This window comes from Parendozoicomonas callyspongiae, from assembly GCF_023502345.1.
GTDB classification, from domain to species: domain Bacteria; phylum Pseudomonadota; class Gammaproteobacteria; order Pseudomonadales; family Endozoicomonadaceae; genus Sansalvadorimonas; species Sansalvadorimonas callyspongiae.
Genome location: NZ_JAMFLX010000031.1, coordinates 1 through 17247 on the forward strand (window position 1 = coordinate 1; position 17247 = coordinate 17247).

The window sequence follows — 17247 nt, forward strand, 5'->3', positions numbered from 1 at the left end:
CTGATAAATCGAAACCAAAATTTCGATTTCAATGGAAGAAGACAATCCGGGCCTGAAAGCCTGGTGAGGATAGTGCCCGGATTTGCAGAATTAATGAAGACTCTTAACGACAGTTATTAATAACTCCTCTTAATAGAGAGCTACTCTGTACTCATAATTGGATAAAGAAAACAGGACACCACAACGACACGACGATAACTGGCCATATCCAGGTTTGCCAGGGTCTGGGGAAGGTTCAGTTGCACCGAACCCTTTTCAGCCATAGTTCTGATTACAGCCCGTGAATTGATGGATATTTTTACCGGATAATCAGGAAGGGCTTCACGTATATGTTCTGCCAGCAGCTCATAACGATCATGCTCTACGGCTGAACCACTGCAAGCCAGAGCAATAGCGGTATCTTGGTCAAAGTGCTGAAAATGAGGCATTTGTATATTCCACACCATAGGAAAGCATGAAATATAGAACTGACTCAGGCCTTTGTGCCAAAGAGATACCCCAGAGATTTACTTTCTGGAAAATGCTCTATCTCAAATAAGGAATGTCACACCTGAAATATAATTATCTCTTAATTTTTCACCTCCCTGAGGGATCAGGTAGATCCACATTCACAGATAAACTCAAAATGAACATCAAGTCCATTATTGAAGACACTGATACTAAGGCAGGTCGCATCTGCATTATCTAAAGCCAGGGAAATGGAAGACAGTTCCCACCATTAGTCTGTAAAAATTCGCTCTTTGACCTGAGCAGCTTTTCAGGCGTAAAATTGATCAGCTTGATTTACAAAATAAGAACAAAGCGGTCAAACAATGAACAATAATATTGCTGAGCAGGATGTTGCCAATCCTCCTGCAGAGATTCCCCAGGATTCCAAAAATCTGGCGCTGTTAAGCTGGGTCGGGACAATCTTCTTCGGATTTATTCCAGGGTTAATTCTGTACCTGTTAAAAAAAGATGATGGGTACGTTACAGATCAGGCAAAAGAAGCTCTTAACTGGTCAATTACAGTTCTTCTTGCGACGGTAGCAGCTTTTATTCTCACCTTTATTGTTATTGGAGCCCTGCTGTTCCCGGTTATCGGAATACTGAATCTGGTGTTCTGTATTATGGGTGCTGTTGCAGTGTCCAAAGGCCAGCCTTTCAGGGTTCCCTTTACCCTGCGTTTGCTGAAGTAAGTCATTCTATGGCTGGCCAGAATTTTTTCAGGTCAGCCATAACACAATTAGCTCAATCCAGCACCTCAACTAAAAAGTTGCTTCAGCTCTTTATCAAAAAGAGGTTTTCTGCCTCTTTGCTTCAGAAAATCCATAAACAGCTGTGGGTGAGAAGTCACTACTCGCTCCTGCGGGAAACCAACCCTATCAAGTACATCGGAACATGGTTCCAGAGCACCAACATCAAACGCGATATGGGAATCACTGCCGGTCGTTATATAGGCACCATAGTCACGGGCGCACTCGGCAATAGCTTCACATCGGGAAGCACTGCCGACACGGGACTGTTTGAACGATGATGCGTTCAACTCAATCAGTACATTATGGGCTGCGGCTGCTTTGATAACTTCTTCAAAATCAAAGTCAAAGTTCGGGTTACCAGGGTGGCCGATAGCATCGATCTTGCCATTCTTGATCGCATTCATCAGTGCCCGTGTATGACTGTCTTTACTGGTAGGGGGAAACACAGGTTCATGAAAACTACCAATCACCCACTCCATTGACCGCAGGTGCATATCGTTCAGATCAATGTCACCAGCTTCATTCAGAATATTGGCTTCAGCTCCACGCAGAACAGCAACCCCTTCAATAAAGCGTGGGATCACTTTCATATTGACGAAGAACCACTCGTGGGGAGAACCCGGCATGGCCGGGGCGTGGTCCGTCATGGCAAACATTTTCAGGCCACGCTGGGCTGCGACTTTGGCAATTTCCCAGACAGTGCTGTAGGCATGTCCGCTGGCAGTAGTATGGTTATGTGTATCGACTAGTAGTTGCATTATCACTCAGCTTGTATTGGCAGACTACAGAAGGAACTCTTCCACAATCCGTTCAATACTGTTCTCATCATTGGTGCCGATCACCAGATCAGCTTCACTTTCAACATAGCTCAGGCCTTTCATCGCCACTCCAAGGCCAGCAGCCCTGAGCATACTGATATCATTTTCGTTATCACCGACAGCCACGACTTCGCTCATATCGATGCCACACAGATCTGCAATCTTCTGCAGCGAATTACCCTTGGTATTGCCACTGTTGCAGATATCCACCCGGTCGATCCATGAGTACTCACTGCTGACAGCAACAACATCGTTCACACGACGAACACCTTCACGCAGAGTATCCGGATCGGAATGCGTGTAAATAATTTTGAAGATTTGATTGGCGTTTTCAGCCTCTTCACGCAGATTATTGATACGAACAACGGGCCGCAGATGTTCAGGCAAAGAGTCAGCCCAGGATTTCATTTTGCCAATGTAAGGAATCATTTCACCCATGGTCATGGCATCTGGCACATAGAGAGCCATACTGATGCCCAGTTCATCGCCAATATCCAGCATAGCCGTGGCCTGTTCAAGGCTGAGAGGGTTGGCGTTAAACACTTTCTGCTCAGCCATATCGAAGGAATATGTGCCATTGCAGCAGATCATTGGCGTATCCAACTGGAGCTGAACATGGTAAGGCCGTGCCGCGAGATGATGACGTCCGGTCGCAAGCACAATTTTGATGCCATTCTCTTTTGCTTTCTGCAGAGCTTTGAGAGAACTTTCAAGGATCAGGTGCTGGCTGTTAAGGAGGGTACCATCCATATCCAGAGCCAGAAGACGGTAGCTTTGTTGTTTCATTGTTTCCTGCTTTACATTTTTGCGGAAATTTCTTCCTGTTGCCCGCTATTGAGCGGTCACTCGCCCAGAAATAAAATACCTGCTGTATTCACATATTGTTTAATATCCAGCCCAGTATGGTGATGAATGGCTAAATCGATCCATGATATAGCACAGCTTGCCGGTGTATCTGTCACCACTGTCAGGCTGGTGATTAACGGCCAGCATAAGAAGTACCGTATTGGTGAAAAAACCCGGCTGAAGGTTCAGGCCATTATTGATAAGCATGGCTACTATATCAACCAGACAGCCCGCAGTCTCAAGCTTCAGAAAACCCATACTATTGGCCTGCTGGTTCCCCGGCTGACCAACCCCTTCTTCTCCACCCTGGCGCAGGAACTGGAGCGCCTGTGTCGTGAACATAAGTTCCAGTTAATTACCGTCTGTTCAAATGATGATGAGCAGGTCGAACAGGAAGTCACCGACAACCTGCTGGCCCGGGGGGTTGATGCCCTACTGGTGACATCGGTCTCCAAAGAACAGCAGCACAAGCTGGCCACCAGTAAACGTCGCTGCCCTACTTTGTTTATTGACCGTGATTTTCGGGTGGAGAATATTCCACTGGTTATGACAGATAACTATCATGGCGGTCGTCTGCTGGGGCAGGCGCTGGCTTCAACCACCCTGTCGTCCAATATTTTCTTCCTGGGTGGTAACGCGAACCTGCCGACTATTCAGGATCGTCTTGCCGGTTTTAAAGATGGCTTGCAGGAAAGTGGCATTACCTTGCCTGAAAATCAGATTCTCTGGGCTCAAAAAGGCTGGCGGGAAGACAGCTATGAGCTGATGGCAAAACTGATACAGAGTACAACCCTGACCTATCAGACACTGGTCACTGATTCCATTCCGGTTTTGGAAGGAACACTTCAGTGTTTGAAAGATAAGTTGGGTGTAATTCCAGCGGGTTTAAAAATCGGCACCTTCGATGATCACACTCTGCTGGAAGTTCTGGTCAACCCGGTTATCTCCATTCGTCAGGATGCCCATACTCTGGCCGATAAGGCTTTTCATTGTCTGGAAGCCATGTTGAACGGTACACAGAAGACGCCGGTTCGTCATGTTATTCCACCTCAGTTGATTATCAGAAATTGCCGCAGAGAAATTGTTACAGAACCACTTCTGGACAAGCTGCACCAGCTCTAACATCAAAAAATCAGGCCTCCGCCGGAGTGGAGAACAACGTTACTCCTGCAAAAATATCGTCATCGGAATGCTGATTAACAAGATCAAATTCGGCAGGGATATTTACGCATGAAACACACATTTGACCCACTACCCATAATATTTATCATTATGAAATTCCTCTCAAAACGCCCCGATTTCATTTAAAATGCCCCTTCAGCTTCAAGGGAGTCTGATAATGACAAAAGAAATAACAGTGCCCTGCCCTAAAGAAAACTGGAAACCTTCAGCCTGCATGCTCTGCTCGGTTAACTGCGGCATTCAGGTTTTGGAGAAAGATGGCCAGTTTCTTAAAATCCGTGGTGATAAAGCCCATGGTTCATCTCAGGGATATCTTTGCCAGAAAGCGGGGCAGCTGAATCATTACCAGAACCACAAAGGCCGACTGACTCACCCCCTCAAAAAACAGCCCGATGGCAGCTTTGATAAAATCAGCTGGGAACAGGCCATCAGTGAAATTGCAGGGAAATTTAAAAGTATTCACAAGAAACATGGCGGACAAGCCATCGCTTATTACGGAGGCGGCGGGCAGGGAAACCATTTGGGAGGAGCTTACAGCTCGGCTTTCCGTGAAGCTCTGGATATTGAATATGTTTATACTGCCCTGGCTCAGGAAAAAACCGGAGACTTTTGGGTAAACGGCAAACTGTTTGGCCGCCAGAGCTGTTTTGTATCCGAAGGAATGGACGACGCTGATTATATTATTGTGCTGGGTGCCAACCCCTGGATTGCCCATGGTCTTCCCCAAACCCGTACCGTACTACATGAGATTCGTAAAAACAGCAACCGAACTCTGGTTGTGGTGGACCCCAGAGTTTCTGAAACCGCCGGAATGGCAGACATTCATCTTCAGGTAAAACCGGGGCGGGACGCATTTCTTCTTTCAGCTATTATCGCCATTATTATTCGTGACGGACTGACTGACCAGGCGTTTCTGCAGCTTCATACTACCGGCTACCAGCAGGTCAAAAAAGTTTTTGAAAAGATAGATATTGACGCCTACTGCCAGCATGCCGGTATTCATATTGAGCAGGCAGAACAGGTTGCCCATGGTTTTGCCAAAGCAGAGAAAGCCACGGTTCGTGCCGACCTTGGCATTCAGCAAAGCCTGCACAGCACACTGAATTCATACCTTGAAAAACTGCTCTATCTGTTGACCGGCAATTTCAACCGGAAGGGGAGTAACTTTCTCGCTCCTCTTTTCGCACCATTGATTGCACATTCGCCCGACCCGGAAGAGGGTGGTTTAACTACAAGGGTGACAGGAGCGCGGGCAATTTCAAAGATATTCCCTCCCAATGTTCTCCCCCTTGAAATCAACAATAATCATTCAGATAGAATCCGAGCAGTCTGGGTGGACAGCGGCAACCCGGCCCTGACCGGTGCCGACACCCATGCCTACAGGGAAGCTTTTGAAAAATTGGATCTGCTGGTGGTTGTTGATGTGGCCTTCACCGAGACAGCAGAACTGGCTGATTATGTATTGCCAGCTCCATCCCAGTTTGAAAAAGCTGAAGCCTCTTTCTTTACCTTTAGCCATGATTTCAGGGGAAAACCCACAACATTCTTCCATTTGCGTAAGCCGGTAACTGAAGCAAAAGGAAATACCCTGCCAGAGCCGGAAATCTATCGCCGTATGTGCGTTGCCCTTGGCGCTGTTCCCGAGCGTTTCCCTCTGCTGGAGAAGCTCGCCCGGCTCTATTTACAATATCCTGCAACACGTGTTTTCCCCCTGGCTATTGCAGCTTACTTCAAAACTTCACCAAAAATGATTCCATATGCCTCCGCCATTCTTTACAGCACTCTGGGAAAGGCTCTGCCGAAAGGAATGGAGACTGCCGCGATTGTATGGGCCATCAGTCAGTTCTTTGTGCAGCGCTGGCCCTCGCAAGTACGGGCAACAGGCCTGAAAGGCAGTGGGCTGGAGCTGGGCTACAGGCTCTTTAAACGGTTTATTGAATCACCATCAGCGGCTCCCATTGCCTCCTTCTCCCACGATTCAGATACCTGGAAGCTGCTTCGCCACAAAGACAGGAAGGTTCATCTGGCTATTCCTGAGTTGATTCAACAGCTGCTGGCTCTTCCTGACGAACTTAACCAGGAACAGGATAATGAATATCCCTTTACCCTGATGGCCGGAGAGCGTCGTTCCTGGAATGCCAACCAGATTTACCGTAACCCTGACTGGCGCAAGAAAGATAAAGAGGGCACGATGCGCATCCACCCCCAAGATGCAGAACAGCTGCAGGTTCAGGATGGCAGCCTGCTGTTTTGCCAATCAAGAAGAGCCCGCATTCAGGTTACCGTACAGGTAGATGATACCGTACAGCCAGGGATGGTTACCCTTCCCCATGGTTATGGTATGAAGTACCAGAATAAAAGTGGTGACTGGAAGCAGAACGGCCCTGCAATCAACATGCTAACAGACTCCCTGCATGCTGATGAAATTGCCAAAACACCTTTTCATAAGACCGTACCAGTAAAGCTGATTCCAAATTAAAACCATGGCCCGGTGAAGCCTGTAGTTCTACAGGCTTACAACACCACTATTTGCGTGATTTGGCGCTAGGGCTTTGAAGCAACATAGGTGAACCATCTGGATTTTTTTTGATGAAGCCAAGGCTAATGGTATCACTTTTTCCAGTTTGCACGTTTATATACTCTTCGGTACTAACGTCACCGCCAGCCGCCCCTGTTGATGCTGTAGATGTTGAACTTACAGAAGAACTGACAGACATACTGCTGAGCTGTTGGGCCAGCGATGCAGCATCTGTAGAGCGAGGCTGTTTATCTTTATTCCACAAATGATAAGGGCCTGGCAAGTTAACTGCGGTAGCAATACGATCAGACATATCTGGATCGGGCAGAGCGGCAAGAACCTTTCCAACCTCAGTATAGCGTTTCAGCCTTACCATTTTATCCAGCAGCCCCAGATAGCCTCCAACGTCTTTATTAGCGAGGGTGGCAAGCAGTGCCTGCTTTTTATCGACAGAAGTTGATTTGCCTCCAATTGTCTGAGACTCGTACTGGCTCAAAACCCTCCAGATCTTTAATGCAACCATTACAGTCCCAATATCAGATTTATCTGAAAAATCACTGAGGCCTCTCTCAACAGCTATCTTCAAACTATCTCTATGCTCAAAGCTGACTTCAGCTTTTTCGCAAAGATTCCTGAGGTATGGATGCAAACCTTTTTCTTTTGCAATACATACAGATAAATCAGTGGAAATAATTTCGTCACTAGTCAGTCCAACAAATTCTCCAAGTTTGATGGCCTGCTCATTATCAGGAAATTGCTGCAGGATTCCTATTGCTATGTGTTTCCAGGGTATGACTCTTTTTATACCAATAAAAACTGCAAGGTAGCCTCCACATCCATCGTTTCTAAGCAATGCCAGCATTTCTGTATTTTCATCCCTAAATGTTACTTTTTCATTTATGCTACCCCTGAATTGATGATTTAACATATTCTTCGCGCTAAGCGTAGGGGTTATTCTTCTATATACAGGTAAATCCCAAAATCCAAACTTTTCAAAGGCAGTTTTAATACTCTCAAGAAGCATAAGATCCTTTTCCAGGCTCCACCCAAAAGTTTGATTGGCATTGGCGAGCTGGCTATCGGCAAATGGCTCTTGCTGGAAGTATTGTGTACCCCACCCTCGCTTAGTCAACCCTTCCACCATTTCCACATGGTGATGTTTTAGATGCTTTTGAACCAGATACACGAAATAACGGTGACCAGGATGCTCTCCTTGTTTTCGACGTCCTGGCTTTGCAATAGTTTCTAAAATGCCATTATATAAACGAAGATAGGGATAGGATTCCTCATCCTTATTTTGCTTATCAAGAATCTCTGTGCACACCAAAAAGCCTGGGGCATTCATAGAATCCCCAGCACACTCTTCAATTTCGAGAGCTGCTAAAAGATTTTGTTGCTGGCCGTCGGCTGCCCCTGCCTGTGCATTATTCTCTCTCACTTTTCTTATTTCATTCCATATAATCCAGGAGTGATGCCCTTCCATCACAAGAAGTTGACGCACTTGTTGATTAACAACCTGACTGTATAATTTTTCATAATTTGCAAGGCTGGCAGAAGGACAGAGAACCAAAACCGCGAGAAAACAAGAACAAAATAAACCCTCATTCTTTTTCTTCATAATTCGCATAAAGGGAAACATAAACACACCTTCTGGAATCTTGGGCATGCAGTATAGGTAGAGAAATGGCTTCAGGCAGGAAACCCGGAAATGTCAGTCACTCTGACAGCCTTGATAGAACTCCCCTCAACGTGAATTGTCTCAATAGAGTACGAACCCAAAGAGAATTTAGCGTGTATTGACCAATGGATATTTCACCCCCTTTAACACCGGCAGTGCTGCCAGCTCCTCTACCAGCCATCCCTCCATCAATGGAGTCGAGGTCTGATGAGACGCTCCCGCAAGTTAATCCTTCAATGTGTTCAGCCAAAACAGCCGTTGTGCCAATGGTTTATGTGCCTGTTGAAACACCGGTCTGGATCAAGGGGTATTCAAGTCCTCTATCTGCTCGATGTGTTGAAAACTACCTGAATGACACGCTAACAATGACATACGTTAATAGAATTGATGAGGGTGGTTTTTCAAAGATTTCTGCGTGGCAGGGGCCAGATGGCCACATTTATGCGGTGAAAATCATCGATTCTAAACATCGAGAAAAAACAAGCATGAAAGGTGAGCTTAAGGCTCTGCCTTTAAGACATCCCAATATTGTTAGAACTTATGGGGTTGTTTGTCAGGCTGACAAACAATTTCATGTAGTCACTGAAGATACGCTTGGTGCGACAAAAGCAGATGAAGTTGGTATTGCTGCCATTGTCACAGAGCTGGTTCCAGGTAAGGATGTAATGGAATTAAGAATAAGAGATGAATTACCAGATAATTTAGAAACATACCTCTCCATAGTGATCCAGACCTGTAAAGCATTAACCTACCTTCATCAAGAATGTCAACTCGTACATTTTGATGTGAAGGAAGAAAATATAATGTATGACAAAGAGACAGGGGCAGCAAAGCTGATCGATTTGAGTTTTTTAAGGTCATCATCTGATGAATCTTTTACTGCTGGTGTCATTGGAACCTATAAAGCTTTGTCCCCTGAGTTGATTCAAACCATCAGAGATGGCAAAAGAATGGTCAATGATCCAAGTGTTGATATATGGGCGGTAGGATCTTTGTTAATGTCATTATTAACATCTTCTCATTCCCCAGCTCAATTTAACAAGGCCGGGACTAGCTTTTTCCCTAACTTTGTCCCTTCCAAAACTGATCGAATAATAATCGAACAGCGAATACTTAATTTTGCCAAAACTCGACCAAATTTAAAAAAATTACTCATTAAAAGTAAAATTTACAATGAAAAAATACTTAAAATTAAAGACATTCTAGATCTTACCGTTAATCTTTTATCTGAAAAACCCGAGCAAAGATATTCCATTGATCAGGTAGTCAAACAATTGGAAGAGATCAGTGTCAGGCTCCCTGTCCCACCAGGAAAAATGAATTAATACAATAACTATCTGACTATGGGAAACTTTTTAACCCACCTGAGGTCACTATATAAAAGCGATTCCAGTTGAATGGAGCTTTTTAAGGTAAATGTTAAAGGTAACTCAACATAGAAAGAAGGGAATTTCTTATGAAGAAAATAGCAATTATCACTGTTTTTTATGCAATGTTGGCTGCTTCAATCAGCCTCGCAGGTGATGCGGAACCATTATCCTGCCGACCATATCTCACTGCCTCCGGCCCCCCCCCTGCAGTAGATCACGAACCTAAAAACCAGAAAGAGCTCAACGATAAAGTCAGGGGAATTATCGTTAACAACCAATTAAACTCTTTCTGCCGCAGTTTCATGAAAATAAAGTTTTTTCATTTGACCGACTATTATTTTGAGGCATATGAACACTACTTGGATGACCAACTAGAATACGCAAAAAAAACGCTGCAACAAAAAATCTCAAATGCCATGAATGAACTCTATAAGGAGTATCAAACTGCAGGAAAATTCCGTTACCCCTACAGTAAACAACTTATATCAATGACCAACGGTAAAAGTTTGAGCTGGTTACTTGATAAAAGTTTCTCTCATTACTTTGGAAGATCTTTTTCCAAAAAACACACAGGCCTGAGCAGGCGAGTATTGAACCAGTTCTCACTGAGTCAATCAAATACCTCTGTAACCGGGGTAACAGTAGCGCGCAAAAACGCGAATTTTGATTCGCTTTATAAGACAGAGGAGCTGGCTGTTAAAGTTGTCGTCGCCTTTTACCAGTGCAATAACGGTAACGGCTGCAACTCAAGTGTTTCTGGAACGAAGTACCGTACGCCCAGTGCCTTGTTTAACGAAAAAATGGAAGCTGCCAAAGGGAGAAATATCTTTGAGAAGATCCAAAATGGCTTACGACAAACTTTGGCAGAGATTAAGGAAACCACCAGAATCAAAGAACACACCGAATTTTAAAGCTTTACAGCTTTCCTGAAATCAACCGTTAACGGCTGAGATTCTCAAATGAACACGCAAAAATCAAGCCGCAGCCCGAAGGCTGCGGCAACACGTCCTTGATTACGGCTTTACCTGGTACAGCGATCGACCAGATAAGCCACAGAGTGATAAGGCACACCGCTATGGTGGGTCAAACCAATTTCACAGGTCTTATTGGCTGAAACACCTTCATTGCAGCCTTCAGGCACCTGCTCCTTCAGAGGCTCAAGGGCACTGGCATTCAGCTCAGGATGGGAGAAGCCCCGGTCACCGGCAAATCCACAACAGGTGATGCTTTTAGGGATAACCATTTGAGAAGTGCAGCGACTGACAATTGCTTTCATCTTATCGCCACCACCCAGCTTCTGCAGGCTACAGGGGATATGCACCATCACCGGTTCGTCAATGGGGGAAAACTCCAGTTTCTCAAGCAAATGGTCATGGATAAACTCCACCACATCCAGCACTGTCAGACCTTTGGTTCCCTTTTCTTTCTGCTGCCAACTGCAACTGTTGGTATCAGACAGAATAGGATGTTCACCGTTATTGCTGGCCTTCAGCAGAGCGTTATGCAGCTCTTCTGCTTTTTGCTTTGCGGCTTCCGGCTGTCCTTTGGAGGAGAAAGGCTGACCACAGCAGAGTGATGGCAGGTTCTCTGGCAGAACAACATTATAACCGGCTTTTTCCAGCAGACGGGTCATTACCGTAACCAGAGGCTCCTTTTCAAAGTCACTGCGGGAGGCTCCCATATTCCGACTGGCGCAGCTTGGAAAATAAACAATGGTGTCCTGCTTTTCTCTCTCTGGAGCTGAGGTGTTCAAAATCACATCAAAGGCTTTCTGGTCAACGGCGTCGGGCATAGCATCATTCCACAGGGGAATACGCTTACCGGAAAGGTTATGCGTTGCTTTGGTAACCGCCGTCATGGCCTTGGTGCCAATCAGACCGTGAATGGCATCCGCCACCTTCAGGGTTGTACGTACTGTGCTGGTTACCCCATCAAAGTGATCACCCACCCACTTGGCCTTGCCGGTATGACCCTTGCCATTTTCCTGACGCAGTTTCTTGGTCAGGCTGCCGGTATTAATGCTGACGGGGCAGCGCATGGAACAGAGCCCGCAGGCTGCACAGGTATCCAGACCCAGATAAGCGTAATCGCCTTCCAGTTCTTTCAGGCGGGCCTTGTCTTCTGACGTTGAAGCCTCACGCTTGAGACGGCTGATCTCCCGCCACAATACAATACGCTTTCTGGGTGTCAGAGTGATATTACGGGATGGACAAGCCGGCTCGCAGAATCCGCACTCAATACACTTATCCACCAGCTCATCAGCCGCAGGCATGGGCTTAAGGTTGGTGATATGGGAGTTTTCGTCATCATTGATAATGACGCCAGGGTTCAGCAGATTCTCCGGATCAAACAGGTCCTTGATCTGGCACATCAGCTGGTAGGCATCGCTGCCCCACTCCAGCTCAACATACGGTGCCATATTGCGGCCAGTACCGTGTTCTGCTTTCAGTGAGCCGCCGAACTCAACCGCAACCAGCTTGGATACATCGTCCATAAACAGACGGTAGCGTTCGATCTCTTCATCAGTATCAAAGGCCTGGGTAAATACAAAGTGCAGGTTGCCTTCCAGGGCATGACCAAAGATCAACGCTTCGCTGTACTTGTATTTATCAAACAGTTCCTGCAGGCGCAGAACACCTTCAGTCAACTGTTCAATCGGAAAGGCAACGTCTTCAATGATAACCGTAGTGCCCGTTTCGCGCACAGCACCAACCGCCGGGAACAACCCTTTACGAATAGCCCAGAGCTTGGCGTATTCGGATTCCACCTCAGTGAACTCAACAACTTCCAGAACGATGAATTCGCCCACAACCTTGTTGATTTCACCAATCTGACTGTGCAGGGTTTCTGAGTCTTCCGCACGGGTCTCAATAAGAAGCGCACAGGCATTCTTATCCAGGTTTTCATTAATAAATGCAGGCAGACCAGGCTTACCGACGACCGATGCCATAGCCCGGCGATCCATCAACTCAACGGAGGAAACCGGGGCTGGCTTAAGGGCTGTTACAGCACGGCAGCAGGTTGCCACATCAGGGAACACCACCAGGGAAGATGCTTTGTGGGCATGGTCCGGAACAGTGTTGTAAGTTACGGAGGAGATAAAACCAAGGGTACCTTCCGAGCCAACCATCAGGTGAGCCAGAACATCAACCGGATCAGTAAAGTCAACCAGCGCGTTAATACTCAGGCCAGTGGTATTCTTGAGGCGATATTTATGACGAATCTTATGAGCCAGCTCTTCATTACCCTGAACCTGTTTTGCCAGTCCCGCCACTTTGCTCAACAGCTTCCCATGGCTTTTACGGAACGCGGCCACACTGTCAACATCGCCGGTATCCAGCAGAGTGCCATCCGCCAGAATCAGACGAATACTGTCTAGCGTATGATAAGTATTCTGGGCCACACCACAGCACATACCACTGGCGTTGTTGGCAGTGATACCACCAATACGACAGGTGTTAATTGATGCAGGGTCAGGACCGATCTTTCTGCCCAAAGGGGCAAGAATGGCATTGGCTTCAGAGCCGATTACACCTGTTTGCAGGCAGATTTTCTCTCCGCCATTAATCAGCTCATGTCCGGTCCAGCCTTTATTGGCAACAATCAATACGGAATCTGTAATCGCCTGACCAGAAAGACTGGTGCCGGCAGCCCGGAATGTTACCGGCACCTGACGGCTATTGGCTTCATTCAGGATCAGCTGAATTTCCTGCTCGGTTTCAGCAAGAATAACCAGCTGAGGAATCAGGCGGTAAAATGATGCATCCGTACCGAAGGCCAACAACCGTGAGGCATCAGTCAGTAGTCTTTTTTCAGGTATCGATCCCTTGATGGCATCAAGCAATCCAGATACGGCATTGTTCATAAATTTTCTCTCTTCTGCTCTGAGGACAATCCGGTGATTAGGGGGAGTCCTCAAACAGCAGTACAATCAGTTCCCATTGTCCATAAGCACTTAAGCAAGAATGCGGGCAATACCCGCAGTTTTTGACGGACCGGGGATAAGCAGGGCATTGGCTGGCAGTTCCCCTGCCCAACCTTCTGCATGAATAACTTCAGATAATGTGTTGTGAATGGTGCTGCCTTTCTGACGGGTTGTCACCGCGTTAATATCGAAAAAAAGATCATCCTTGATCTTTTCGGGGGAGCCGGATACATCACACATCACAGTATCTGGCTCAACTTTTGAAAACCGCTGACCGGTTTCCTTTCCTGCTGATACCAGCAGTTGTTCAATTCCCTTGTCTTTCGGCAGCTGTTGCAGCTGCCCAGGCCATACTTTTTCTGTTGTTTTAATGACTTCCGTTTTATCAGCCATCATCAGCTGCTTGACGGCACTCAGCCCAGCTTCCGGCTGAAAGGATTCAATACGACAGGCACTGAATAGATAAACTTTTTTGGGATGAGAGGGATAAACGCGCGGGGATATGTGCTGTGAAGTATATTCCGGAGAGATGTCTTCACTCTGTTTGCCAGCAAAAACCACAATGGCATTGACATATACATCAGATTTGGAAGACATACACAATATACCTTAGTACAACTCGTTAGCACAGAAACCGGCCATCAGATGGCCGGTTTCCTAATCTGCCTTTACAGAGACAGAGGATCAGTAATTCCAAACACAGTCAGGGCAATGGTACCCAGCACACCAGCGAACAATACATAGTAGAGCGTTGGGATAATGGTCATGCGCAGTGTTGCGCCCTCTCTGCCCAGCAGCCCGACGGTTGCTGATGCTGCTACCACGTTGTGAATAGCAATCATGTTACCTGCTGCAGCTCCGACTGCCTGCATGGCAACCATCAGTGCTCCAGAGAAGCCGAGAGCTTCTGCCACACCGAACTGGAACTGGGACAGCATCATGTTACTGACGGTGTTAGAACCAGCGATGAACGCTCCAAGCGCACCGATAGCAGGTGCGAACACCGTGTACATCCCGCCGAAGGTATCAGCCACATAACGGGCCATGGCTACCGGCATACTGCTCAGGTCTGCGGCATTTACACCGGAGTTGATCAGAATCCGTACCATAGGAATGGTGAACATCAGTACAAAGCCCGCACCCAGCAGAGTTCGTGATGACTCACCAACGGCTTCTACCATATTCTTCAGAGAAACACGGTGGATCAGGATGGTCGCCAGAACAACCAGTACCAGGATACCGCCAGGCAAGTACATCGGCTGAATGCTGGCACCGATGCCCGCTTCACCCAGAATATTGCTAAAGCCCAGAGAGATGGATTTGCTCAGCGCCTTGATTGTGTCGTTTGTTCGGCTGAGAACCAGCAAGAGCGCAACCAGTACATAAGGAACCCAGGCTTTTACCAGGGACATATCCTTAGCATCAACCTTGTCCAGCTTGATTTCCAGCTTGCCAGCCCACTCTACAGGCCATTTGTCTGGTGAAGCGAACTGCCAGGTATTCTTGGGCATCAGGAAACCGGCTTTGGCAGCAGTTGTCACAATTGCCAGGCCAACCAGACCACCCAGGAGAGATGGGAATTCCGGTCCGAGGAACACACCGGTAAAGGCGTAAGGAACTGTAAATGCCAGACCCGCGAAGATGGCAAATGGTGCAACCTGCAGACCTTCAGACCAGGATTTGTTACGGCCGAAGAAGCGGGTCATCATCACAACCATGAACAACGGTATCAGGGTACCAACCACAGCGTGAATGATGGCAACTTCACTGGTAATCAGCTGCAGGAAAGAATCCCAGCTGGAACCATTACTTACCAGCTGCGCACCCAGAGCTTCAGTATCAAGACCTCTGTTTACACCAATCAAAATCGGAGTACCAACAGCACCGAAAGATACCGGAGTACTCTGGATCATCATACCGATCATAACGGCAGCCAGGGCAGGAAAGCCGATAGCAACCATCAGCGGGGCGGCAATAGCGGCCGGAGTACCAAAACCGGAAGCGCCTTCAATAAAAGAACCAAACAGCCAGGCAACAATAATCGCCTGAATGCGCTGGTCAGGTGTGATCCCAACAAACCCTGCTTTGATTTTGGTGATAGCGCCAGAGTGCTTAAGAGTATTCAGAAGCAGGATGGCACCAAAGATAATCCATAGTACGGAAATCGTGATAACCAATCCCTGGAGGCTGGAAGCCAATACACGATTAAAAGACACTTCCCATGCAAAAATTGCAATGCCAGCAGTCAGTGCGTAAACGGCAGGCATTGCAGTTCTTGCGGGAAGTCGAAAACCCAACAGCAGTATTGCTGTCACGAGTATTGGCGCAAACGCCAACAAAGCTTGTAGGCCCGGAGTCATCTACCTCTTCCCCCAAATTCATACATAAAATAGCAAATTGGTTATACCAATTGACCAATTTGTGCCGAGCATACAGAGTCTGAGCAAAAACAGTCAATACGGAAATGTGGGTATTTGTTTGAAATTGTTTAAGATAATTCAGGGATGCCTAGGCATGCTTATTGCAATACCAATATAATGTGCACTGTTGGAAGTATCATGAGGGACTGTCGTGAGTCAGTGGAGAAAGTAATGAAACAGTTGACTCTAGTAGAACAGATTACTACTCAACTTGAAAAAAGTATCGTTGAAGGGGTATACCGTTCCGGTGATCGCCTACCCCCAGAGAGAGTGTTAGCCGAAACATTAGAAGTATCCCGACCATCCTTACGCAATGCTCTCAAAGCACTTGCAGCCAAGGGAATTTTGCGTTCGCGTCAGGGAGGCGGACACTATGTGACTGATTTGCTGACCCGCTCCATGGCCGATCCCCTTCTGGAAATGCTCGGACAACACCCCGATGCCAGGGAAGATGTTCTTGAGTTCCGCTCTCTTCTGGAAGGTGCCTGTGCTTATTACGCAGCCCTGCGGGCTACGGATGCAGATCGCTCGAATCTAGAGAAAACTTTCTCTGCACTTGAAGATAGTATGATTGACGCTGATCAGGAAAAAGAAAGTCAAGCTGACCTCGCCTTCCATATCGCGATCGCCGAGGCTTCTCACAACCTTGTTCTTCTGCACACCATGCGCGGTATGTTCAGCCTGATCCGCAATAACATCCACACAAACATTGACGATCTTTATCATAATGATGTGACTGGTGTATGCCTGTACAAGCAGCATCAGCAGATTCTGGATGCCATTCTTACCCGTGACCCGGAAAAAGCCCGCGCTGCTGCCGAGAAACACATTATGTTTGTGCAGGAAACATTTAAGGATATTGAACTGAACCAGCTCCGCTCTGAACGGGCCAAACGTCGGATGAAAGAGTGGCAGTGGTGATTGGCTGCAGTGCCAAAGAACATGCGATAATTTCTCAAATCTACTCATGCTACTTCCTATCTCACAAAGTTGTGGGGACAACTCAGAAATAGGAAGTAGCTGGGTAGATCCATGGCAGGCAAAGCCAACCATTCATGACCACGCCCTAAGGACGTGGGTTTTCACATCAAACTAAAAACCGATGACGCCAGCGGAAAGGTGTCTTTAGGTCTATGCCACATTCGACCGCAGCCGGGCGTTGAGTCATCAGTGCGTGAGTCATGCCCGATAAGTACTGATTCCACTTTTCGGGATAGTGAAGGCCAGATAAAGGTTTACCAGTAAAAGCCGT

The 17247-nt window shown here is 46.9% G+C and carries 14 protein-coding genes; 7 read left to right on the forward strand and 7 right to left on the reverse strand.

Annotated elements, in window-relative coordinates; genetic code table 11:
- Positions 1–140 precede the first annotated feature (140 nt).
- Positions 141–428, reverse strand: a complete 288-nt coding sequence (locus M3P05_RS17470) for a hypothetical protein (RefSeq protein WP_249701351.1) — start codon at positions 426–428, stop codon at positions 141–143.
- Positions 429–812: 384 nt separating this feature from the next.
- On the opposite strand from M3P05_RS17470, the gene M3P05_RS17475 reads away from it, so the two are divergent.
- Positions 813–1178 (forward strand): DUF4870 domain-containing protein, encoded by a 366-nt coding sequence (locus tag M3P05_RS17475; protein WP_249701352.1) that lies wholly within the window; start codon positions 813–815, stop codon positions 1176–1178.
- A 65-nt stretch (positions 1179–1243) separates the two neighbouring features.
- On the opposite strand, the gene M3P05_RS17480 is transcribed toward M3P05_RS17475, so the two are convergent.
- Both M3P05_RS17480 and M3P05_RS17485 read right to left on the reverse strand, forming a co-directional pair.
- Positions 1244–1996, reverse strand: a complete 753-nt coding sequence (locus tag M3P05_RS17480) for a phosphatase (protein ID WP_249701353.1) — start codon at positions 1994–1996, stop codon at positions 1244–1246.
- Positions 1997–2020: 24 nt separating this feature from the next.
- A complete protein-coding gene (locus M3P05_RS17485) occupies positions 2021–2842 on the reverse strand; it encodes a pyridoxal phosphatase (RefSeq protein WP_249701354.1) in 822 nt (273 codons plus the stop codon).
- A gap of 126 nt (positions 2843–2968) precedes the next feature.
- Here M3P05_RS17485 and M3P05_RS17490 point away from each other — a divergent pair, with 126 nt between their 5' ends.
- The 3 genes from M3P05_RS17490 to M3P05_RS17495 all read left to right on the forward strand — a co-directional run bounded on the left by M3P05_RS17490 (position 2969) and on the right by M3P05_RS17495 (position 6563).
- Positions 2969–4024, forward strand: coding sequence for a LacI family DNA-binding transcriptional regulator (locus M3P05_RS17490; RefSeq protein WP_249701355.1), 1056 nt, complete (start codon positions 2969–2971; stop codon positions 4022–4024).
- A complete protein-coding gene (locus M3P05_RS21330) occupies positions 3984–4136 on the forward strand; it encodes a transposase-like zinc-binding domain-containing protein (RefSeq protein WP_456299644.1) in 153 nt (50 codons plus the stop codon). Before M3P05_RS17490 ends, M3P05_RS21330 begins: the two co-directional genes overlap by 41 nt.
- Positions 4137–4241: 105 nt before the next feature.
- Complete coding sequence (locus M3P05_RS17495; RefSeq protein WP_249701356.1) at positions 4242–6563, forward strand: molybdopterin-dependent oxidoreductase; 2322 nt, start codon at positions 4242–4244, stop codon at positions 6561–6563.
- Between the two features lie 46 nt (positions 6564–6609).
- Here M3P05_RS17495 and M3P05_RS17500 read toward each other — a convergent pair whose 3' ends face one another.
- Positions 6610–8241 (reverse strand): hypothetical protein, encoded by a 1632-nt coding sequence (locus M3P05_RS17500; protein WP_249701357.1) that lies wholly within the window; start codon positions 8239–8241, stop codon positions 6610–6612.
- A gap of 164 nt (positions 8242–8405) precedes the next feature.
- Here M3P05_RS17500 and M3P05_RS17505 point away from each other — a divergent pair, with 164 nt between their 5' ends.
- Together M3P05_RS17505 and M3P05_RS17510 are read left to right on the forward strand one after the other, a co-directional pair.
- Positions 8406–9605 (forward strand): protein kinase domain-containing protein, encoded by a 1200-nt coding sequence (locus M3P05_RS17505; RefSeq protein ID WP_249701358.1) that lies wholly within the window; start codon positions 8406–8408, stop codon positions 9603–9605.
- Between the two features lie 131 nt (positions 9606–9736).
- A complete protein-coding gene (locus tag M3P05_RS17510; protein ID WP_249701359.1) occupies positions 9737–10561 on the forward strand; it encodes a hypothetical protein in 825 nt (274 codons plus the stop codon).
- A gap of 110 nt (positions 10562–10671) precedes the next feature.
- Here the strand turns inward: M3P05_RS17510 and M3P05_RS17515 are convergent, their stop codons facing one another.
- The 3 genes from M3P05_RS17515 to M3P05_RS17525 all read right to left on the reverse strand — a co-directional run bounded on the left by M3P05_RS17515 (position 10672) and on the right by M3P05_RS17525 (position 15935).
- Positions 10672–13515, reverse strand: coding sequence for an FAD-binding and (Fe-S)-binding domain-containing protein (locus M3P05_RS17515; protein ID WP_249701360.1), 2844 nt, complete (start codon positions 13513–13515; stop codon positions 10672–10674).
- 90 nt (positions 13516–13605) lie between these two features.
- Entirely contained in the window at positions 13606–14172 is a 567-nt protein-coding gene (locus M3P05_RS17520; protein WP_249701362.1) for a hypothetical protein, read from the reverse strand.
- A 71-nt stretch (positions 14173–14243) separates the two neighbouring features.
- Positions 14244–15935: an L-lactate permease gene (locus M3P05_RS17525; protein WP_249701364.1), complete on the reverse strand. Its 1692-nt coding sequence runs from the start codon at positions 15933–15935 to the stop codon at positions 14244–14246.
- A gap of 231 nt (positions 15936–16166) precedes the next feature.
- On the opposite strand from M3P05_RS17525, the gene M3P05_RS17530 reads away from it, so the two are divergent.
- Entirely contained in the window at positions 16167–16916 is a 750-nt protein-coding gene (locus M3P05_RS17530) for an FCD domain-containing protein (protein WP_249701366.1), read from the forward strand.
- Positions 16917–17247: the final 331 nt, after the last annotated feature.